General features: G+C 71.9%; 21 protein-coding genes. 8 read left to right on the forward strand and 13 right to left on the reverse strand.

From position 1 onward, the window contains the following. Positions 1-14: 14 nt before the first annotated feature. The 7 genes from ACFWOG_RS01415 to hemL all read right to left on the reverse strand — a co-directional run bounded on the left by ACFWOG_RS01415 (position 15) and on the right by hemL (position 7,249). Complete coding sequence (locus tag ACFWOG_RS01415) at positions 15-401, reverse strand: hypothetical protein (RefSeq protein ID WP_380353591.1); 387 nt, start codon at positions 399-401, stop codon at positions 15-17. Positions 402-543: 142 nt separating this feature from the next. Next, positions 544-1,677: a c-type cytochrome biogenesis protein CcsB gene (gene ccsB, locus ACFWOG_RS01420; RefSeq protein WP_329950302.1), complete on the reverse strand. Its 1,134-nt coding sequence runs from the start codon at positions 1,675-1,677 to the stop codon at positions 544-546. A gap of 3 nt (positions 1,678-1,680) precedes the next feature. Next, positions 1,681-3,483 (reverse strand): cytochrome c biogenesis protein ResB, encoded by a 1,803-nt coding sequence (locus tag ACFWOG_RS01425; protein WP_380353594.1) that lies wholly within the window; start codon positions 3,481-3,483, stop codon positions 1,681-1,683. Between the two features lie 2 nt (positions 3,484-3,485). Beyond that, positions 3,486-4,256 carry a cytochrome c biogenesis protein CcdA gene (locus tag ACFWOG_RS01430; protein WP_329885511.1) on the reverse strand — a complete coding sequence of 257 codons (771 nt, stop codon included), beginning with the start codon at positions 4,254-4,256 and terminating at the stop codon, positions 3,486-3,488. Further along, complete coding sequence (locus ACFWOG_RS01435) at positions 4,253-4,861, reverse strand: TlpA disulfide reductase family protein (RefSeq protein ID WP_329885512.1); 609 nt, start codon at positions 4,859-4,861, stop codon at positions 4,253-4,255. Before ACFWOG_RS01435 ends, ACFWOG_RS01430 begins: the two co-directional genes overlap by 4 nt. Before the next feature lie 325 nt (positions 4,862-5,186). Further along, positions 5,187-5,834: a histidine phosphatase family protein gene (locus tag ACFWOG_RS01440; protein WP_329885745.1), complete on the reverse strand. Its 648-nt coding sequence runs from the start codon at positions 5,832-5,834 to the stop codon at positions 5,187-5,189. 74 nt (positions 5,835-5,908) lie between these two features. Further along, the gene (gene hemL / locus ACFWOG_RS01445) at positions 5,909-7,249 is read right to left on the reverse strand and encodes a glutamate-1-semialdehyde 2,1-aminomutase (protein WP_329950300.1); all 1,341 of its coding nucleotides are present in this window, start codon (positions 7,247-7,249) and stop codon (positions 5,909-5,911) included. 466 nt (positions 7,250-7,715) lie between these two features. Here hemL and ACFWOG_RS01450 point away from each other — a divergent pair, with 466 nt between their 5' ends. Then, complete coding sequence (locus ACFWOG_RS01450) at positions 7,716-8,198, forward strand: hypothetical protein (RefSeq protein ID WP_327678121.1); 483 nt, start codon at positions 7,716-7,718, stop codon at positions 8,196-8,198. A 113-nt stretch (positions 8,199-8,311) separates the two neighbouring features. Here ACFWOG_RS01450 and ACFWOG_RS01455 read toward each other — a convergent pair whose 3' ends face one another. From ACFWOG_RS01455 to ACFWOG_RS01475, 5 genes are all read right to left on the reverse strand, one after another. Beyond that, positions 8,312-10,135 carry an LCP family protein gene (locus ACFWOG_RS01455; RefSeq protein WP_380353599.1) on the reverse strand — a complete coding sequence of 608 codons (1,824 nt, stop codon included), beginning with the start codon at positions 10,133-10,135 and terminating at the stop codon, positions 8,312-8,314. A gap of 992 nt (positions 10,136-11,127) precedes the next feature. Continuing rightward, positions 11,128-11,616 (reverse strand): MarR family winged helix-turn-helix transcriptional regulator, encoded by a 489-nt coding sequence (locus tag ACFWOG_RS01460; RefSeq protein ID WP_380353601.1) that lies wholly within the window; start codon positions 11,614-11,616, stop codon positions 11,128-11,130. Between the two features lie 135 nt (positions 11,617-11,751). Further along, positions 11,752-13,038 (reverse strand): hypothetical protein, encoded by a 1,287-nt coding sequence (locus ACFWOG_RS01465; protein WP_329950297.1) that lies wholly within the window; start codon positions 13,036-13,038, stop codon positions 11,752-11,754. Positions 13,039-13,277: 239 nt separating this feature from the next. Then, a complete protein-coding gene (locus ACFWOG_RS01470) occupies positions 13,278-14,963 on the reverse strand; it encodes an RICIN domain-containing protein (protein ID WP_380353605.1) in 1,686 nt (561 codons plus the stop codon). Between the two features lie 354 nt (positions 14,964-15,317). After that, positions 15,318-15,557: a chaplin gene (locus ACFWOG_RS01475; protein ID WP_329885518.1), complete on the reverse strand. Its 240-nt coding sequence runs from the start codon at positions 15,555-15,557 to the stop codon at positions 15,318-15,320. A 242-nt stretch (positions 15,558-15,799) separates the two neighbouring features. Here ACFWOG_RS01475 and ACFWOG_RS01480 point away from each other — a divergent pair, with 242 nt between their 5' ends. From ACFWOG_RS01480 to ACFWOG_RS01495, 4 genes are all read left to right on the forward strand, one after another. Further along, a complete protein-coding gene (locus tag ACFWOG_RS01480; RefSeq protein ID WP_329885519.1) occupies positions 15,800-16,042 on the forward strand; it encodes a chaplin in 243 nt (80 codons plus the stop codon). Between the two features lie 317 nt (positions 16,043-16,359). After that, positions 16,360-16,602: a chaplin gene (locus ACFWOG_RS01485; protein WP_329885520.1), complete on the forward strand. Its 243-nt coding sequence runs from the start codon at positions 16,360-16,362 to the stop codon at positions 16,600-16,602. Between the two features lie 107 nt (positions 16,603-16,709). Beyond that, positions 16,710-16,982: a chaplin gene (locus ACFWOG_RS01490; RefSeq protein WP_329885521.1), complete on the forward strand. Its 273-nt coding sequence runs from the start codon at positions 16,710-16,712 to the stop codon at positions 16,980-16,982. Positions 16,983-17,101: 119 nt separating this feature from the next. Continuing rightward, entirely contained in the window at positions 17,102-17,470 is a 369-nt protein-coding gene (locus ACFWOG_RS01495; RefSeq protein WP_329885522.1) for a hypothetical protein, read from the forward strand. A 131-nt stretch (positions 17,471-17,601) separates the two neighbouring features. Here the strand turns inward: ACFWOG_RS01495 and ACFWOG_RS01500 are convergent, their stop codons facing one another. After that, entirely contained in the window at positions 17,602-18,261 is a 660-nt protein-coding gene (locus ACFWOG_RS01500; protein WP_380353610.1) for a hypothetical protein, read from the reverse strand. Between the two features lie 299 nt (positions 18,262-18,560). Here ACFWOG_RS01500 and ACFWOG_RS01505 point away from each other — a divergent pair, with 299 nt between their 5' ends. The 3 genes from ACFWOG_RS01505 to ACFWOG_RS01515 all read left to right on the forward strand — a co-directional run bounded on the left by ACFWOG_RS01505 (position 18,561) and on the right by ACFWOG_RS01515 (position 19,854). Further along, on the forward strand, positions 18,561-18,905 hold the full coding sequence (locus ACFWOG_RS01505; RefSeq protein WP_327678144.1) for a rodlet layer protein: 345 nt from the start codon (positions 18,561-18,563) through the stop codon (positions 18,903-18,905). An 80-nt stretch (positions 18,906-18,985) separates the two neighbouring features. Continuing rightward, positions 18,986-19,330, forward strand: a complete 345-nt coding sequence (locus tag ACFWOG_RS01510; RefSeq protein ID WP_327678146.1) for a rodlet layer protein — start codon at positions 18,986-18,988, stop codon at positions 19,328-19,330. A 254-nt stretch (positions 19,331-19,584) separates the two neighbouring features. Beyond that, positions 19,585-19,854 carry a hypothetical protein gene (locus ACFWOG_RS01515; RefSeq protein WP_329951434.1) on the forward strand — a complete coding sequence of 90 codons (270 nt, stop codon included), beginning with the start codon at positions 19,585-19,587 and terminating at the stop codon, positions 19,852-19,854. The last annotated feature ends 49 nt before the right edge of the window (positions 19,855-19,903 follow it).

Consider the following 19,903-nt stretch of genomic DNA (forward strand, 5'->3'; position numbering starts at 1 on the left):
GTACCGCCGTCAGGTCAGGCCGCGACCAGGGCCGACGGACGACCCGCGTGCATCACGCTGAGGTTGGCCGCCAGCCGGACCGGGTCCTGGGCCAGCCAGAGCCGCAGCGCGGCGCCCAGCATGGCGCTGGCCGAGCCGATCCGGACCTCCGTCACCTGGGCGATCCGGGCCGCACCCGGCACCAGCAGATCGGCCAGCGGCGTCGGCAGCCAGACGGTCAGCGCGCACGGCGCGGGCGCCGCGAGGGCCCCCAGCAGCCGGTAGGCGTCGGTCGGCGAGCTGAACGTGGGAATGATGTCCAGCAGGCCGTCTGCCACCACCTCGGACACGTCGCTCCGGTGCCCCTGGGCGAGCCGGCGGAGCAACGTGCGCTCGGCGGCGGTGATTCGGACGGTCAGCATGACCTCGTCGCACTCCATTGCGCGATTTCCTCCTCGGTTCATTCCCGTGCCGGACCGGACGGCCGGCACGAACTACCCCTCTCGCACCTCGGCCCGGCTTCCTTGTGCGGAGCGCCGGGCCGGTGGGTGGTGCAGCCCCCGGTCAGAGCCCCGCGTAGGAGTGCTTGCCGGTGACGAAGATGTTCACGCCGTAGTAGTTGAACAGCCAGCAGGCGAAGGCGCCGAGGGCCAGGTAGGCGGCCTTGCGTCCCTTCCAGCCGGCGGTGGCGCGGGCGTGCAGGTAGCACGCGTAGGCGACCCAGGTGATGAACGACCAGGTCTCCTTCGGGTCCCACTCCCAGTACTTGCCCCAGGCCGCCTCGGCCCAGATCGCGCCCGCGATGATCGTGAAGGTCCAGAGCGGGAAGACCAGCGCGTTGATCCGGTAGGACAGCTTGTCCAGGGTCGACGCGGCGGGCAGCCGGCGCCAGATCGACGGCGAGGTGCCGAGCGGGCCCCTGGTCAGACCCGCCGCCATCCGCTTGTCGAAGGAGTCCTTGCCCAGGTACAGCAGGGTCGCGATGAACGCCGCGTAGAAGGCGCCGCCGCAGACGATCGCGGTGGAGACGTGGATCGCCAGCCAGTACGAGTGCAGCGCCGGAACGAGCTGCTCGGACTCGGTGTACAGCACCTCGGTGGCGATGCCGAGCGTGAGCACGACGGCCAGGGTGACCGGCAGGCCGAGCCAGCGGACCGGCTTCTTCGACAGCAGCAGGCCGACGAAGGCCACCGTCATCGCGAGCGCGAAGGCGCAGGAGAACTCGTACATGTTGCCCCACGGCCAGCGGGACACCGAGAGGCCGCGGGTGAGCACGCCCCCCACGTGCAGCAGGGCTCCGAGCACGGTGAGCGAGACCGCGATCCGGCCGGCCAGGTCGGCCTTCTCGCTGGTGCCGGCCGCACCCGGGCCGTCGACCTCGTCGTCGCCGCGACCGCTGGTCACCACCGTCGCGCCTTCGCCGGCCAGTGCGGTGCGGGTGAGCGTGGTGGTGCCGCCGCGCGCGGAGGCGACGGTGACGGTCACCTTCTTGGAGCCCTTGGCCTTGGCATCGGCCTCGGCGACGGTCTCGGCCAGGCCGGCCTGCTCGATGGAGCGGACGGCGACGGCACCCTTGGCACCGAAGGTCCACTCGAACATGTAGGCGAACATGGCGATCAGATAGACGGCCATGGCCGAGTAGATCAGCTTGTTGGACAGGTCGGCCAGCTGTGGGTCGACCGACGAGGCGAGGTGCACCGTCTACTCCTTGGAGTTCTGGTCGGCAGGGACTGCGGGGTCGGAAGGTGCGGGTGGTGCGGAGGCCCCGTCGGCCTCGTCGGAGCCGTGTGCGTCGGCTTCGGCGTCGGCTTCGGCTTCGGCTTCGGCTTCGGCAGCGTCGTCGTCCGGGTCGTCGTCCGGGTCGTCGAGCGCGGGCGCGTCGTCCTGGAGGTCGACCGCCAGCTCGGCCAGCTCCTCGGCGATCTTCGCCGACTCACTGCGGCCCAGCCCGGCCAGCTCGACCAGCGTGCCACCGTCCGGAAGCGCCACCGCCCGCACCCAGATCCGGCGCCGCTGCACGAACAGCGAGCCGATCAGGCCGAGGATCGCCAGCACCGCCCCGACGAGGGCGATCCCGTTGCCCGGACGGTGCGAGACGTTGAAGCTGGCCCACTGCTTGTAGCCCTCGAAGGTGACGCTCCCGTAGCCGTCCGGAAGGGTCCAGCCCTGGCCCGGCTTCAACCGGACCTTGGCGGGCTCGCCCTCCTGCTGGAGCTGGGTGAGGTTCTTCGTGTTGAGCTGGTAGATGTTCTGCGGCAGGCCGGAGTCGGTGCCCAGGTCTCCCGCGTAGGCGTTGAGCACCAGCGCCGGGTCCGCGTCACCGGGGAACAGCGAGCGCGGGCCCGTGTTCCGGTCGAACGCCACCGGGGCGGTCGGCAGGAAGAAGCCGGAGAAACCCATCTGGGTCTTCTTGCCGTCCTTGTCGCCGTAGTCGGAGACCTTGACGACACCGGTGGACGTCAGGTTGCCGTCCTGCGGCAGGAACGGGGTCGCGCCGGTGTAGACGACGTCGCCCGCGCCGTTCCGCACGGTGATCACCGGGGCGTAGCCGTGCCCGATCAGGTAGAACTTGCTGCCGCCGACCTCCAGCGGGTGGTTCACCTCGATCGTGCCCTGCTTGAGCTTCCCGGCGTCGCTGCCCCCGTAGTACTCGACGTGCGCGGTGAACTCCCGTGCGCTGCCGATCTGGTCGCCCCGGCTCTGGAACTTCGAGGTGAAGTTCTTCAGCTTCACGTAGAACGGGTCGAGGTCGTCGGTGCCGTAGAACCTGGTCCCGGTGAAGTCGTCCAGCTGCGTGATGGTGTTCGAGTAGCCCTCGCCCTCGACCAGCAGCTTGCCGCCGGTGCCGCTCGCCAGGCTCGCCCAGGCGAAACCGCCGAGCAGCGCGAACAGCGACAGGTGGAAGACCAGGTTGCCGACCTCGCGCAGGTAGCCCTTCTCGGCCGCCACCGCGCCGCCGCCGAGGTGCGCGCGGAACCGCCGCGCCCGCAGCAGCCGGTGCGCGGCGGCGTTGACGTCCGCGACGTCCGCGTCCGTCCGCCAGGCCGCGTACACCGGCATCCGGGTCAGGTTGCGCGGCGCGGCCGGCGGCTGCGCCCGCAGCACCCCGACGAACTGCCAGGTGCGGGGGACGATGCAGCCCGCCAGCGAGACGAACAGCAGGATGTAGATCGCCGAGAACCAGACCGAGCTGTAGACGTCGAACAGCTGGAGCTTCTCGTAGATCGGCGCGACCGTGGCGTGCTGCGCCTTCCAGCTCTCGACCTTGAACTGGTTCTGGCCGTTCTGCGGGATCAGCGAACCGGGGATGGCCGCCAGCGACAGCAGGAAGAGCAGGATCAGCGCGACCCGCATCGACGTCAGCTGACGCCACATCCAGCGCAGCCAGCCGAGCACGCCGATGCCGGTCGGGCCGTCCGACTCGATCGGGGCGGTGGTCATCCTCTCCGCCGCGTCCTCGACCTCCTGCGCGGGCAGCTCGGTACCGGTCGTGGTCTTGCTCACGGTCAGATTCCGATCTGGAAGGAGGCGGTCCAGGACTGCAGCTCGTTCACCATCGAGTTCCAGAGCCCGGTGACGAGCAGCAGACCGACCACGACGAGCATGCCGCCGCCGATCCGCATGACGAGCGGGTAGTGCCGCTTGACCCAGCCGAAGGCGCCCAGCGCCCGGCGGAAGGCCACCGCGGCCACGACGAACGGTACGCCCAGGCCCAGGCAGTAGGCGGTCATCAGCAGCGCGGCGCGGCCGGCATCGGCCTCGTTGAGCGCCAGGTTCTGCACGGCGGCCAGGGTCGGGCCGAGGCAGGGCGTCCAACCGACGCCGAAGACCACGCCCAGCATCGGCGCGCCGACGAGGCCGACCGCCGGGCGGCGGTGCGAGCGCAGCTCGCGCATGCTCAACCCGGGCACCAGCCCCATGAAGGCCAGGCCCATCACGACGGTCAGCGCGCCGAGCACGATCGAGATGACGCGCTCGTGCTCCAGCAGCGTCGACCCGAAGTAGCCGAACAGCGCCCCGGTGGAGACGAAGACGGCGGTGAAGCCGAGGATGAACAGCAGCACCCCGGCCAGCATCCGGCCGCGCCGGGCCCCGCGCGCGTCCGCGAGGTCGGCGGCGGAGAAGCCGGTGACGTAGGAGAGGTAGCCGGGCACCAGCGGCAGGACGCACGGCGAGAAGAACGACACCAGACCGGCCACCAGCGCGATCGGCACGGCCACCAGCAGCGCCCCGCTCTGGATCGTCCCGGTCGTGTCGGCGAGGAGTGCGGCACTCACTGCTTCTGCTCCGCGAGCACCGGCTGGATCATCGACTCCAGGCCGTCGTCGATCTGGCCGCCGACGGCCCGGGCGGCGAGCTTGCCCTCGCGGTCGACCACGATGGTGGTCGGCACGGACTGCGAGTTGAGGCTGCCCTTGGGGAACTTCAGCAGCTGGGTGCCCGCAGGGTCGTAGAGGCTGGGGTAGGTGACGCCCTTCTCCTGCTCGAAGCGGACCGCGTTGGCCTTCTCGGGGTCCCGGGTGTTGATGCCGAGGAACTGGACGCCCTGGTCCTTGTACTTGTCCCAGACCCGCTGGAGGTCGTCCGCCTCGGCCCGGCACGGCCCGCACCAGGAACCCCAGACGTTGAGGACGACGACCTTGCCCCGGTAGTCGGAGAGCTTGACCGGGGTGTCCTCCAGCGTGTTGCCGGAGATGTCCGGCGCGTCCTGGCGATGTCCGGCGGCAGCCGTGGAGATGTTGCTGCCCTTGGCCGTGACGAAACCGATCTGGCCGTCACCGCTGGCCGACGAACCGGAGGAGGAACAGCCGCTGAGGGCGAGCGCGGCGGCGACGGCGGTGGCGGCGGCCGCTGCGGCGAGACGGGGACGGGGGCGCGTCATGCCAGACATGTGAAAAGTTTCGCATGGAGTTCCGGGCAGGTTCGGGGGGGTCCGGCCTTCCGTGTCGAACCCCCTCTGACCTGCGGCGGTACCGGAGCGGCGGGTCGTGGCGAGGGTGATGAACCCCATATTTAGCCGGGCCCTACATCGGGCGGGGGCACTCGTCCCGTCCGCCGCACGGCGTCCGTGGCGGCGGAGCCGCGTGCCCCGGGGCACGGGGTTCCGCCGCCACGGCGGTGACGCTGCGGCGAGCACGCCACGGCGAGGACGCCACGTCACGAGGACGCCACGCCGCGGGGAGGGCGTCGCCGCGGAGGGCGCGGGGTCAGGCGCCGAAGCTCTTGCCCACCGGCTTGCTCTTGCCGCCCTTGCCGACCAGGTGCACCGGCAGCAGGTCGCGGGCGGGCTCGCGGTAGCCGACCGACACGATCCGGTCCCCCTCGTACGTGAAGCTGGTCAGCGAGGCCAGCGAGCACTGCCGGTTGCGCGGGTCGTGCCAGAGCCGGCGGCGCTCCACGAAGGAGCGGACGATCCAGATCGGCAGCTGGTGGCTGACGCAGACCGCCTCGTGCCCGCGCGCGGCGTCCCGGGCGGCGGCCAGCGCGCCCATCATCCGCACCGCCTGCTCCAGGTACGGCTCGCCCCAGGAGGGCCGGAACGGGTTGGTGAGGTACTTCCAGTAGGCCGGGTTGCGCAGCGAGCCGTCGCCCACCCCGAAGGTCTTGCCCTCGAAGATGTTCTCCGCCTCGATCAGCCGCCCGTCCACCGCGACGTCCAGGCCGTGCGACTTGGCGATCGGCTCGGCGGTCTCCTGGGCCCGCTCCAGCGGGGACGCCACCACGTGGGTGATGTCCCGGCCGGACAGGTCCTCGGCGACCCGGTCGGCCATCTGCCGGCCCAGCTCGGACAGTCGGTAGCCCGGGAGGCGGCCGTACAGGACGCCCTCCGGGTTGTGCACCTCGCCGTGCCGCATCAGGTGGACGACGGTGATCTCTTCGGCACTCACTTCTCAGTACTCCTGGGAGCTTCGTAGGGGTCGTCCGGAGCCTAGGCCGTGGCCGGGGCGGTGGCCTCGGCGGCCGCCCGGGCGGCGATGGGCAGGGCGGCGGCGATCCGCTCGACCGCCCGCTCGTCGTGGGAGGCCGAGACGAACCAGGACTCGAACGCGGACGGCGGCAGGTAGACGCCCTCGGCGAGCATCGCGTGGAAGAACGCGGTGAAGCGGAACGCCTCCTGGGTCTTCGCCCGCTCGTAGTCGGTGACCGCGCCCTCGGTGAAGAACACCGAGAACATGTTCCCGGCGGTCTGCAGCCGGTGCACGACGCCCTCCTTGGTCAGCGCGTCCGACACCAGGCCGGAGACCTCGGCGGCGACCCGGTCGACGGTGGCGTACACCTCGTCGGTGCAGCCCCGCAGCTGGGCCAGGCCGGCCGCGGTGGCGATCGGGTTCCCGGAGAGCGTGCCGGCCTGGTAGACCGGGCCGGCCGGGGCCAGGTGGGCCATCACGTCGGCACGGCCGCCGAAGGCCGCCGCCGGGAAGCCGCCGCCCATGACCTTGCCGAAGGTCAGCAGGTCGGGCGCCCAGCCCTCACGCGCCGCCTCCAGGCCGTACCAGCCTGCCTTGGAGACGCGGAAGCCGGTCATCACCTCGTCGGAGATGAACAGCGCGCCGTTCTCCCCGCAGACCCGGGCCAGGCCGGCGTTGAAGCCGGGCAGCGGCGGGACGACGCCCATGTTGCCGGGCGAGGCCTCGGTGATCACGCAGGCGATCTCGCCGGGGTGGGCCCGGAAGGCCTCCTCGACCGCGGCGAGGTCGTTGTACGGCAGCACGATGGTGTCGCCGGCCTGCGCGCCGGTGACGCCCGGGGTGTCCGGCAGGCCGAAGGTGGCCACACCGGAACCGGCGGCGGCCAGCAGCGCGTCCACATGGCCGTGGTAGCAACCGGCGAACTTCACGATCTTGGCCCGGCCGGTGAAGCCGCGGGCCAGCCGGATCGCCGACATGGTGGCCTCGGTACCGGAGGAGACCAGGCGGACCTGCTCGACCGGGGCGACCCGCGCGACGATCTCCTCGGCCAGCTCGACCTCGCCCTGGCCGGGCGTGCCGAACGACGTGCCGCGCGTCACCGCCTCCCGGACGGCGTCGAGCACGGCGGGATGCGCGTGGCCGAGGATCATCGGGCCCCACGAGCAGACCAGGTCGACGTACTCGCGCCCGTCGGCGTCGGTCAGGTAGGGGCCGGTGCCGGACACCATGAAGCGCGGCGTACCTCCGACGGCGCGGAACGCGCGCACCGGGGAGTTGACGCCGCCGGGGGTGACGACCGAGGCGCGGTCGAAGAGCGACTGGGACTGGGGTGCTTCGTAGGGGTAGCTCACGTGGGACATGGTCTCAAATCGTGTCCTTCTCCTCTGCATGTCGGACCTCATCATCTGGAACGATGATCCGGGCGCCAAAGTCTGTACGGTTATCCGTACAACGGGTCCCCTGGCTGTGTCGGCTCTCCGAACCAGTCAGACTATGTACCCGGAGTGCGTCCAGAGTGCCCCGCACTCGGGATGCACGGGCACTCCGTGTCGATGCAGGGGTGTGAAGAGGACTGCCGCGTACCTCGACTGGGTACGGCGGCGCATGACGGGTAAGGAGCACGTCCGGCGGGACGCCGGGTGTGCGGGGGTCTGTCGATTCCGGCGAATTCCGGTGAGGATGGTCCGAGTGTCCGAGGCGCAGGACGGCTACGACGAGGCCGCGGGTGGCCCCCGCCGCCCCGCCGAGGCCGCACGCGGGGGTACGGGAGCGGGAACGGGGCGTGGCGGTCGTGGTGGCGAGAGGCGGGGTGAGGGACGCGTGGGGGTGACCTACAAGTACTTCGGGGCACCCGACCGCGCCACCGCCGCCAGAGTCCCGACGGCGCTCGGCCCCGGCGGGCTCGGCCTCGACGCGGGCGAGCTCGGCTCGCTCGGCCGGCTCGGGGACCTGATGGAGACCAGCGGCTCGCCCAACGGCCACCTCTCCACCAAGATCAAGCCGGAGACCATGAGCGCCATGGTCCTCACCGGCATCCAGGGCGTGCCGCTGCACCAGGTCCCGCCGCTGGAGCTGGTGGTGCTGCACCCCGACTACGCCGTCGTGCAGCTCCCGCAGAACGTGGTCGAGCCGCTGCGCAAGGCGGACGAGACCGAGCTCGGCGCCGCAGCGTTCATCTGGTCCACCGTCCCCGACCGCCGGGGCCCGCGCGACGCCTTCGTGATCTACAGCATGCTGCACGAGTGGCAGGACTTCGCCAACCGCCTGCACGACGCCGGCCACCAGCTCTACTGTCTCGTCTGGCCCTGATCCCTCCGGTCCGGACCCGGACCCGAACCTGGGATACCTGACACCGGAACACCTGACACCGGAACACCCGCCCCGGCCCCGAACCGACGTTCGGGGCCGGAGTCGTCGGCAGGTCAGCCGCCGGAGCCGTAGGTGGTGTTGGCGCAGATGTCGTCGTCGGCCGAGCGGGCCTCCTCGGTGACCGAGGTGGGCAGCGGGGCGGGCGCGGTCGGGGTGGCAGCCGGCGCACCCGAGGCGCCGGCGCCGCCGTTGGCGTCGGCGTAGTCCTTGCCGAGCACCACGCTGATCCCCGCCGCCGAACTGGCGGCCAGGGTGGCCCCGGGGAAGAGCGCGGCGACCTTCTCGGCGTTGGCCTTCTGCCCGGCGCCGTACTCGATCGTGGTGGTGGCCTTGTTGGTGGACTTCGCCGTCATGGTGCCGGTGACGGTGAACTTCGCCGCCTTGAGGGCCTCGCTCGCCTTGCCCGCCAGGCCGTTGACGGTCGTTCCGTTGTAGACCGCCACCTTGACCGGGGTCGTCACGGCCGCGGTGGTGGGCGGGGCGGTGGTGGTCGGGGCCGCCGGCGTCGGCACGGCCGGGGTCTCCGGAGCCGCCGCGGGTGCGTCGGGCTGCTGACCGGTGGCGTCCTTGCCGTCGAGGGTGTGGTCGGCCCGGATGGCCTCCCACAGCTTGTCGGCGTCGGGCTTCACCAGGTCGAGGTTGGCACCGTGGTAACGCCACGGCGGGGTGACGAACTTGAGGTCGTGCATGTCGATGCCCTTGAGCGAGAGCGCGAGGGACATCAGCTTGTCGACCGAGTTGAGGCCCTCGTCGACGCGCAGCGACTTGGTCGCGGCGTCGGCCAGCGGCAACAGGGTGGTCGGGTCGAGACCCTGCTTCTTCACCGTGCTGATCATCGAGCTCATGAAGGCCTGCTGACGCTTCATCCGGCCGATGTCGGAGCCGTCGCCGATGCCGTGCCGCAGCCGGACGTAGTCGAGGGCCTTCTGGCCGTCCACCTTCTGCTTGCCGACCGGGAGGACCTGCGCACCCTTCTTGTTGAGGTTCGGGTTGATGTCGCCCTCGTAGATGGCCTTGGGGAGGCAGACCTCGACGCCGCCGACGGCCTTGGTCATCGAGGAGAAGCCCGAGAAGTCCACGACGATGGTGTGGTCCACCCGGATCCCGGTGAGCTTCTCCACCGTGTTCTGGGTGCAGGCCGGGTTGCCCTCCGGTGAGCCGCCCGTCTCGAACGCGGCGTTGAAGAGGACGTCGTCGCCCTTCTGCTCCTTGGTCCACTTCCCGTTCGGCAGCTTGCACGGCGGGATCACGGCCAGGGTGTTGCGGGGGATCGAGACGCCGATGGCGTTCTTGTGGTCGGCGTAGACGTGCAGGAGGATCGTGGTGTCCGAGCGGGCGCCCTCGGAGTTGCCGCCGCCGAGGTCGGAGTTCCCGCCGCCGCGGCTGTCGGAACCGATCAGCAGGATGTTCACCGGCTTGTTGCCGTTGGCGTCCGCGGTGGCCTCCGGCGGGCGGTCCTTGCTGACCGCGTCCGAGTCGAAGGTCTTGATGTTGCCGCTGAGCTTGAAGTAGATCGCTCCGCCGGTGCCGGCTATGAGCACCAGGGCGCCGACCGCCGTCCAGCCGACGATCTTCTTGACGTTCCGCTCGGGCTTCTTGCCGCGTCCGCCGGACCTGCGGTGCCCGGAACCACCGCCCTGGCCCCCGTCGCCGCCCTGGCCGCCGCGGCCGCCACGGCCCTGCGACTGCGCCGCCTTTCGGGCCTCGGCACGTCCGCCGGCCCGGGGGGCCGGGATCGAGCCCGTGGCGCCGTCCTTGGCGGCCGGAGCCGCCGCCGCCCGGGCGCCGGAACGGGTGCCGGAGCCGGTGCCGGAACCGGTGGGGCCGCCCGTGGAACCCGCCGAGCCGGTCGAGCCCTCCGACCGTGGTCGGGCCACGCTGGGCTGACTCCTGTCTCGGCGACCCGACATCCCCGCACCTCTCACGGCTGTGCCATCGAACGAACGGCGGCCAGGAAATGCCCCCCTGGTGCCAGGTGGAGCATACAAGCCGACCGGAAACCGCCTTCCGCCGCGCCGGGTGAGGACGTCGTCAGGGGTCGGAGCACGGGTCGGGGCGGAGCTCGGGGCGGAGGTCCCGGCAGAGGTCTGGACCGGTGGCGGAGCGGGCCGCGGTGGCCCTCGGCAGGGCGGTCGGCCAGGGACCCCGCCCTCCCCGACCCCCGTCGCGCGAGCGGGCGGATGCCCTCGCGCCCGTGAGCCCCCCTCCGTGAACCGGAAATGCCCGACCGCTGTCGGGCCGAATTCCGCGGTGCCACGCCACCGGAGGACGTCGAACGCGACGAAACAGGGAGGAGGGCGTTCGCGGACCTTCGGCCGCAGGCCGGGAATCTCCCGCTCGGTGCTTGACCGCCCGGATCGGACCGCCCGGATCCGGGTCGGAGGAGATCCGCGCCACGCCGCTTTCACCGGCGTTGTCGTCGGCGTTGCCACCGGCGTTGTCACCGCTGCGGCGACGGGGCGGCTCTCCGGTGTGCCGCCGCTGTGCCGCCGCTGTGCGAGGAGTCCCGCAGCCCCGCCCCCGACTCCGATCGGACTGCCCGGAGTTCGTCCGCCGCCGTGCCTGCGCGGCGCCGGGGAGAACAGGCACACGCGAGCGGATTCACACCTCGGTGCGGAGGCCCGGAAACGATCCGCCCCCCCTGACGACTGCCGCCCGCGCCGGTTTCGGCTCGGCGACGTCTCCTCCGCGCCTGTCGAACGGTCATTTCCGTGGACCGGCCGCCGTGCTGCGACGTTCTGTCCGCCACAGTTCCGTTGATCCGCCGCGCACTCCACCGAAAAGGTTCACCGCCGCGACGGGGACCGGGCGCCACGGGCGGACCCGGCCGCCCCGATGCGCCCGATCGCCGACCGTCCTTCGGGCGGCCTCAGCTCCGCGCCCGGCGCGCCCGGCGGACCGTGCGCTCGCTCTCCACCGGCTCCGCCAGCGCGCCGCCCACCAACCGGGTCAGCGCCGAGACGAACACCGTGCGCTCGCCCTCCGGCAGCGACTCCAGCACCTCCCGGTGCACCCGGTCCGCGATCGCCGTACCCCGCTCGACGGCCCGCTCGCCGTCCCCGGTGACCGAGATGATCCTGGCCCGGCGATCGGTGACGGACGGCCTGCGCTCGGCCAGCCCGGCCTTCTCCAGCTCGTCGACGGTCACCACCATGGTGGTCTTGTCCAGGTCCGCGAGCTCGGCCAGCTGGATCTGGGTGCGCTCGCCCTCCAGGGCGTGGAAGAGCACGCAGTACGCGCGCGGCGTGATGCCGAGCTCGACGAAGGCGGCCGCCATCCGCGTCGCCAGGACGTGACTGGCGTGGTCCAGCAGGCCGGAGATGTCACGGATCTGGCGCGCGGGCGGACTCGTCGTCATGGCTCCGAGACTAGCAACACCGTCCGCAGGCGGATGATCCCGTGCGGGAGTGCCCGGTCTCCCCCACCGGCACTCCCCCGCCGGCACTCCTCCACCGGCGCTCCCGCACGGGAACTCCCGCACGGGCGGGCCCGGCTACGGGATGCCGAGCTCGAACAGTGCGTACCCGGCGTACCATCCGGCCGCCACCGCGGGCATGGCGAACAGGCCCGCCACCGTGGTAGGCCGCAGCCGGCGCAGCGCGATCGCCAGCCCGATGAACAGCGGGAAGGCCGGCAGCAGGTAGCGCGAGATGTTGCCGTAGATCTGGTTGCTGCTCAGCGCGGTGAACAGGGTCAGCAGCGTGTAGACCACCAGCACCAGCGGCGGTCGCAGCCGCAGCAGGAGCACCAGCAGCCCGGGCAGGGCGATCAGCAGCGCCACCGCGATCAGGTCCGGTGCGGGGTTGGACTGCCAGAACGTCCAGTGCCCGGTGACCACGTCCAGCGTGGTGCGGGCGGTCGAGGCCCCCCAGTCGAAGTAGCGGTTCCAGGCACCGCGCTGCAGCTTGAAGTAGCCGGTCCAGTCGCCCATCCGGTAGCCGACCCAGGCGACGTACCCGAGCAGCCCCCAGGGGGTGATCAGCATCGCGGTCAGCGGGCGGGCGATCCCGTCGGTGCGCCGGACCAGCGCCACCAGCGCCGTGATCGAGACCGCCGCGATCAGCGCGGCGGCGGTCGGCCGGTTGAGACCGGCCACCAGCGCGAGCGTTCCCGCGGCCAGCCAGCGCCGGGTCATCACGCAGTAGCAGGCCCAGGTGGACAGGGCGACGAAGAGCGAGTCCGAGTAGACCGCCCACTCCACGCCCGAGCCCGGGAAGAGCCCCCAGATCACCGCCGCGATCACGCCCGCCCGGAAGCCCCCGAGCCGCTCCGCGATCGCGAAGATCCCGGCCGCCGCGACGAACGAGGCGATCACCGAGACGACGATGCCCGAGCCGTACGGCCCCAGCCCGGTGATCGTCCCCACCAGGCGCATCAGCCAGGGGTAGAGGGGGAAGAACGCGGCCGAGTTCTCGTAGTAGGTGGCGAGCGGGTAGCCGTGCAGCGCGATCAGCTGCGGGTCGTAGCCGTTCTCGGCGATCCGCTGGTACCAGATGCCGTCCCAGGTCCCCAGCACGTCCCACGGCTGGGCGCCGCCGCCCCGCCCCGGGTCCTTCTTCAGGAAGTCCTCGGTGTGCGAGAGCAGCAGCAGGAAGACGGTCAGGCCGGTCGCCTTCACCACGGCGTACGCGCCGAGCGCGGGCGCGAACCGGTCGACCGCGGCGGCGAACCGCCCCTGTCGTCGCTCCGGCTCCGCCCCGACCTCCCGCTCCACCGTCTCCGGAGGCGGCGGCACTCCCGCGCCACCGCCCGACGACTCGGTGCTCGATGCCGTGCTCATCAGCTCTGGACTCCCCGCCCCACTCGTGACCGGCGCGCCGACCGACACAGCGACGCCGGCCGAGCCTACGACACCGCCTTCTCCCGCCCCACCCCAACCTTCCGTGTCCGCCCTTCCACCACCGGGAGCCGCGGCCCGGCAGCGACGGACAGCGACGACACGCGGCGGGGAGACGGCGGTGACACGGCAGGGCCGCCGCCACCCCGGGCAGCGGGGCGGCGGCGGCCGGTCGGGGCGGGTCAGTCCCGGAGGTGGACGATGCCGAGCTTGGTGAGCTGCCAGAGCTGTGCGGGGGCACCGGTGTCGGCCGCGAGCTGGACGAGCGGGTTGCCCCCGGCGTCGAGCCGGCCGGTGGCGGTGACGACCTTGCCCTGGTCCTGCGAGTCGGCCAGCTTCCAGAGGCCGTCGCCGGCCGGTTTCACGAACCAGCGCTGGTTGCCGCCGCCGTGGCACCGCCACTGCTGGATGCGGGTGCCGGGTGCGGTCGAGCCGGCGTCGGCGTCCAGGCACATGGCTCGGTTGCCGCTGAAGGAGAGTTCGTAGCTGCCGCCGGCCCCGGCCTCCAGGACGAAGGACTGGTTGAGCCCGCCGGTGGCCGGATAGGTGATGGCGGCCCGGCCGTTGGTGGCGTCCCCGTACGTGCCGCCGCCGCTGAGGTCCAGCGCCCGGCCGTCGGCGGCGTTGGCCAACCGGTACCAGGCGCCGTCCTCGGGCTCGTCGGCGATCGGTCGACCGGGGGTGAGCGGCTGGATGGAGGTGGTGTTCCGCTGGTCGAGCGTGCAGTACGCCTGGGTGAGGTCGGCGCGGGCGTAGAACTGGCCGAGGCAGACCCCCTCGCCGCGGTAGCCGGCCACCCGCAGGTGGTACGACTGGCGAACCATGTTCATGCACAGGCCGGGGATGCCGATCTGCTGGTCACAGCCGTTGCGGACCCACTCGGAGAGGTTGATGACGTCCCCGTTGGTGTACTCGTACGGGGAGCTGGTCCACTTCGCGCAGACCTCGTGGCCGAAGGCGACCCGGCGCTGGTCGAGGTAGCGGACGCCGGGCACCTGTTCGGCCGCCCCGCGCAGCGCGTCGCTGAAGAGCGGCACCACCCAGTTGTGGCCCCAGGCGAGGTCCTCGGGGAAGGCCGGGCAGCCGTCGGCGACCTTGCCGAGGTAGTCGTTGCGCCGGATGTCCGGGGTGATCGGATTGAAGTACGACTGGTAGACCAGCTGGTAGGAGCCGTCGGCGTAACCGGCCCTCCGCATGGTCTGCCGGATGTTCTGCAGCGCGGCGACCACCTTGGGCCGGACCTGCTGGGCCCGGCGGGCGATCTCGGCGCTGCCGATGGTGTCGCGGCACCCCTGGTCCTTGGGGATCGGGAAGTACTGCGCGAGGCAGTGCATCATGATCCCGCTGAAGTCGAAGTCGTCGTTGGCGCCGATGGTGACGACGACGAGCTTCACGTCGTACGCGGCGGCCACGCCGGCGAGCTGGACGTCCTGCTTGGCCTCGCCGAAGTCCCCGCTGCCGGGGCCGGTGATCTTCGCCAGTTCGGGGTCGCTGACCAGGTCGCCGGTCTGGGCGCCGGAGCAGGCGAGGTCGATCGGGGTGACGCCGGGGATGTCGGTGACGAAGATCTCCGACTTGGGGTGCCGGTGGCAGTAGTTGGTGGGGCTGTCCGTCTCGGGGAAGTAGCCGTCGGCGGTGTCGGTGCCGGCGCCCTCCCCGGAGATGGCGCTGTCGCCGAGGGCGACGATCGCGGGCGGGCGGGCGGTGGCGGCCCCGGAGCCCGCCGGGGCGGCGCCCGCGAAGGCGGCGGGGGTGGCGACCGTGCCGAGGGCGGCGACGAGGGCGCCCGCCGCCAGCAGCGCGCCGTAGGGGGAGCGGCGCGCGACCGTCCGGTTCCGCCGCGCACCTGCCCGTCGTGACCTGATCACACGCGACTCCTTGCGGGTGGGGACCGCCCGGCCGGGGGGTGCCCGACGGTTCGGAGCGTGGGGGGCTTCGGAGCTTCGGAGCGCAGAAAGGTGAGCAGGTCTCATATTCTAGGTACTGACAAGTAACGCAACAAGGCCCCTGACAACACCGGCAGTTGACGACCGACCGGACCGACCGAACCGACGGGCCGGACGGGACCAACGGGGCGGACGGGGCGGACGGGGCGGACCGAACCGGCCGGGCTCACCGGTCGCCCCCGCCGGCCGCCCCCGGACATGCCGAGAGCCGCCGCCCCGCGCCCCAGGAGGGAAGCACGGGAACGGCGGCTCGCAGCGGGCCGGACCGGTCGCAGATCAGCCGTGGTTGACGCAGGTGTTGCCGAACGCGGGGTTCAGCAGACCGATGATGTCGATGGTGTTGCCGCACAGGTTGACCGGAACGTGGACCGGGACCTGCAGCTGGTTGCCGGAGATGACACCGGGGGAACCCGCGGCAACACCCTCCGCACCGGAGCTGGCCATCGCGGTGCCGGCACCGGCCGCCACGATGCCGACTACAGCGGCGCCGACGGCGGCCGTCTTCTTGATGCTCATACGAGCCTCCTGACTGTTCGACAGAGATGCACGGGGAGTGCGACATCTCCAACGAGACCCGGTCGAGCCGGTTGCTGGGGCACCCCCACTGTCACCCATCCGGAGGAACGGAACGGCCCGCCAGGCATTCGGGTGATCAGCACATCCGACCGTTTCCCCCCGAGCGCTCCCTCGTTCTCCCTGGCGGAACACGCTCCGCCCCGCTCCTCACGACGCTCTCTACGACGAATCGAGTCCCGCACATGCGCAAGCTCGCCCACGGCGTCCTCGGCACCGCGGCCACCGCCGCCCTGCTGGCCGCCGGCGCCGGCGCCGCCCACGCCCACGGCGCGTCCGCCGAGGGCGTCGCGGCCGGCTCCCCCGGCGTGGCCTCGGGCAACCAGATCCAGATCCCGGTGCACGTCCCGGTCAACCTGTGCGGCAACTCGATCAACGTGGTCGGCCTGCTCAACCCGGCGTTCGGCAACACCTGCGTCAACGCCTGATCCGGGGCGGCACCGCCGCCCGGCCCGCCCCCAGACGGGCGGCACCTCGACTCCGGGAGATCCGACGCCGGTCCAAGCCCGTCCGGAATTCCTCCTGGTCGTGCGTCTGCACGAATTCTTCCCGGCCGTGCGGGAATCGTTCGCGGCGCGCGGTGAAGCGGCGGCCGAATCATCGCCCGAGCCATGGGCGACACGCGCCATCTGGGCCGCCCGAGTGACAATCACGGCATTCCCAGAAGCCGACGGGCAAGGATTTCACCTCGCCCGGCTCCCGACTATTCCACAGACGGTCGGGCAGAAAACGGAGGAAGAACCACATGCGTAACCTCAAGAAGGCCGCCGCCCTGTCCCTCGCCGCCGCCGGTCTGGTGGTCGGTGCGGCCGGCGGCGCGTTCGCCAGCTCCGGCGCCCAGGGTGTCGCCGCCGGCTCCCCGGGTGTGCTCTCCGGCAACCAGATCCAGATCCCGGTGCACATCCCGGTCAACGTCTGCGGCAACTCCATCGGGATCGTCAGCATCCTGAACCCGGCGTTCGGCAACACCTGCGTCAACGCCGGCTGAACCGGCGGTCGCCGCACCGGTGACCGCCGTACTGCCGAATCCGTGCCGCACCCCGCCAGTGGCGGGGTGCGGCCCGCTACCGTGTGTGATCGAGGAGATCAACCCCCATGCAGAACGTGAAGAAGGCCGCCGTCCTCTCCGCCGCCGCCGCCGGCCTGGTGATGGGTGCGGCGGGCGCCGCCTCCGCCAGCTCCGGCGCGGAGGGCGTCGCCGCCGGCTCGCCCGGTGTCGTCTCCGGCAACCAGCTCCAGGTCCCGGTGCACATCCCGGTCAACCTGTGCGGCAACTCCGTGAACGTCATCGGCCTGCTCAACCCGGCGTTCGGCAACACCTGCATCAACGCCGAGGCGCCGCAGCACCACGTCGAGGACGACTGCTGATCCCGTCCGGCACGCGTTCCGGCCGCGCTGCCCTCCGGCCCACCGGCCGGGGGGCGGTTCGGCGTACCCGGGCGCGGTCCGGCCGCGCCGGGACCCACTCCCCCGAAGGGTGATTCCGCATGGTTTCGAAGAAGAGCGGGGCCGGCCTCGCCGCCGCCCTGGGTGCCGCGATGCTGCTCGGCGGCGCGGGAGCCGCACACGCGGCCCCGGCCGAGGGCGGTGCCTCGCTGACCAAGACCGACCTCGCCCAGGCACTCGGCGGCACGACCACCGGCCTCGGCTACGGCGTCGCACCGATCAAGGACCTGCGTCTGGACCCGTGGGCCAACTCCTCGGCCGACGTGCTGAACAACGGCGCGACCGTCAAGCCGGAGAACACCGGCCTGGCGCCGATCGGCACCGAGACGCTGACCGGCCCGCTCAGCGCCGGCGGCGGACCGCGCGACCTGCCGGTGGTCGGCCAGCTGCTCGGGGCACTGCCCGGCTGAGCCGGACGCCCGGCGGCCGTCCGCGATCCACGGCCGTACGCGGGAGAGCCCGGCACCCCCGTTCGGAGCGGGGTGCCGGGCTCTCCCGTGTACTGCGTCCGGCGTGCTGCGCGCTGCGGTGCGGGCGGCTGCTACAGCTGGGCGAGGCCGGCCAGGCCGGTCTCCTGCACCACGCCGGTGGCGGTCGCGGTGGTGGTGGTCGCCAGGTTGCCCACCGAGTCGGTCACCGAGATCCGCTCGTCCTCGTTGCCGAGGGTGGCCTTGGCCCCCGGAACGGCCTGGACGGCGCCGGTCACCAGCCGCGGGTCGATCTCGTCCACCTTGACCCGGCCGCCGGCGAGCTGTCCGGTGCCGTCCTGGACGACCGAGAGCGGCCTGCCGAGGCCCAGCCCGGGGGTGTCGGCGTGCAGCGGCGCGGCCGGGGCGTCCAGCAGCAGCTCGCCGAGGTCGGCGCCCTGGTCGACCAGGGGCAGCGGCAGCTCGGCCTTCGCGGTCGGGCCCACCTTGCCGGTGCCGAGGGCGGGGACGATCCGCTCCGGGATCAGCGCGCCGCCGGTGGTGTGGGCGGGCACGGGGGGCATCAGCAGCGAGGTCGGGATGCCGCCGGAGATCCGGCTGCCCAACGGCGCCACCGGCACGTCCACCGGGACCTGCTGGGTCGCCAGCTGGTCCTCCAGCGCCCCGACCTGCTCGGGGCTGACCGGGGCCGCGGCCGAGGCCGCCCCCTGGGAGGCGAGTACGCCCGCACCGACCGCCAGCAGCATCGCGCCGGCCCGCTTGGAGAACCTCATGCTTTTCACCGTTCCGCCTGTCCGTACTGGAGATCTCTGGGAGGGCTGCGCGGGCGCAGCCCAAAGCAATCTGTCTCAACGAGCCACCGGGATCCCGGATTGCGGGCGTTAACCGGTTCGGGCTAATAATCCGACCGGAAAGGGGTTCGGGTCGCGCCTCCCGGACTCTTTTCAAAAATCCCCGTAACCTTCCGTGCCGTCATTCTTTGATCTGAACGTCAGTGACTGCAGACCGGGTCTGAGCGTTGTACGCGTTGTACGCACGGAAACTCAAGAGCATTTCAGAGAGGGATCTCCCCATGATCCAGAAGTCCTTCGCCGCCGCCGGGCTGGCTGCCGCCGCGCTGGCCGCCGCCGCCGCGCCGGCCTCGGCCATCGGTGACTCGGACGGCTCCGCCGGGTCCTTCCAGGGCAACGGCGGCACCAACTTCACCGGCACCGTCGGCGACCACAGCCCGAACTTCCACTTCCTGGACAACGCGAACGTCTGCCTGCCGGAGATCCACAACATCGCCGTCGGCGTGCTCGGCGTGGCCGTCCCGGTCGAGGTCCCGATCGCCAACAGCGGTGGCAAGCAGTACTGCACCCAGGGTCAGGGCACCCAGACCAAGGGCGACTCGGGCGTCTCCCACCTCATCGGCTGACCGCTCGCCCCACCTGCGTCACCCCTCCAGAACCACCCTTCGAATCGCTCCCCGATTCATCCCCCGAGAGGAACACCGAAATGATCAAGAAGTCCCTCGCCGCCGCCGGCCTCGCCGCCGCCGCCATCGCGATGTCCGCCGGCTCGGCCTCGGCCATCGCCGACTCGGACGGCTCCGCCGTCTCGGTCCAGGGCAACGGTGGCACCAACCAGACCGGCACCCACGGCGACCACAGCCCGAACTTCCACACCCTCGACAACGCGAACATCTGCCTGCCGGAGGTCCACAACATCGCGGTCGCCGTCCTCGGCGTGGCCGTCCCGGTCGAGGTGCCGATCCTCAACAGCACCCCGAAGCAGATCTGCAACGTCGGCCAGAACACCCAGTCCTCGGGCGACGCGGGTGTCTCGCACCTGATCGGCTGATTCTGCGGCACGGTGCGGCGGAGGGCCCGGGGACGTCTGGTCCCCGGGCCCTCCCGGCGTACGGGACCGGACGTCCGGCCGGCCGCACTCCGCGTGCGGGCCGGCCGGGTGACAGGCCGTCGGAACGGCGCGTGGGGCGCCGGTGCGGACGGCAGCGTGTGTTCACGTGTCAGAGCTGCCGCCCGGACACGGACCGGAGCACACGTCAGAGGCAGAGCGTTCCGACCGGACGCTCCGGAAGAGAGGGCAGATCCATGAAGAGCAAGCTGGGCAAGGTCGCGCTGACCGCCTTCGGCGCGCTGGCGCTGGCCGGTGTCGCCACCCCGGCGTCCGCGCACGTCGGCCTGGTCGGCGGCGGCGAGTTCGTCGCGTCGGCCGACCCGGTGTTCGCGGCCGGCGAGTGGTGGGGTCTCGCCCACACCTCGAACATCCACACCGGCGGGCACGGATGGGGAGCCGCCACCTCCACCGACGTCGTCGGCGGCGCGGAGGGCTTCGCCCACATCGGCGGCTGGGAGAAGTAGACGAAAGGCCGGGCCCCTCACCACAGAGGGGCCCGGCCTTCGTGCGTCC

This window comes from Kitasatospora sp. NPDC058406 (assembly GCF_042722765.1).
GTDB lineage: Bacteria > Actinomycetota > Actinomycetes > Streptomycetales > Streptomycetaceae > Kitasatospora.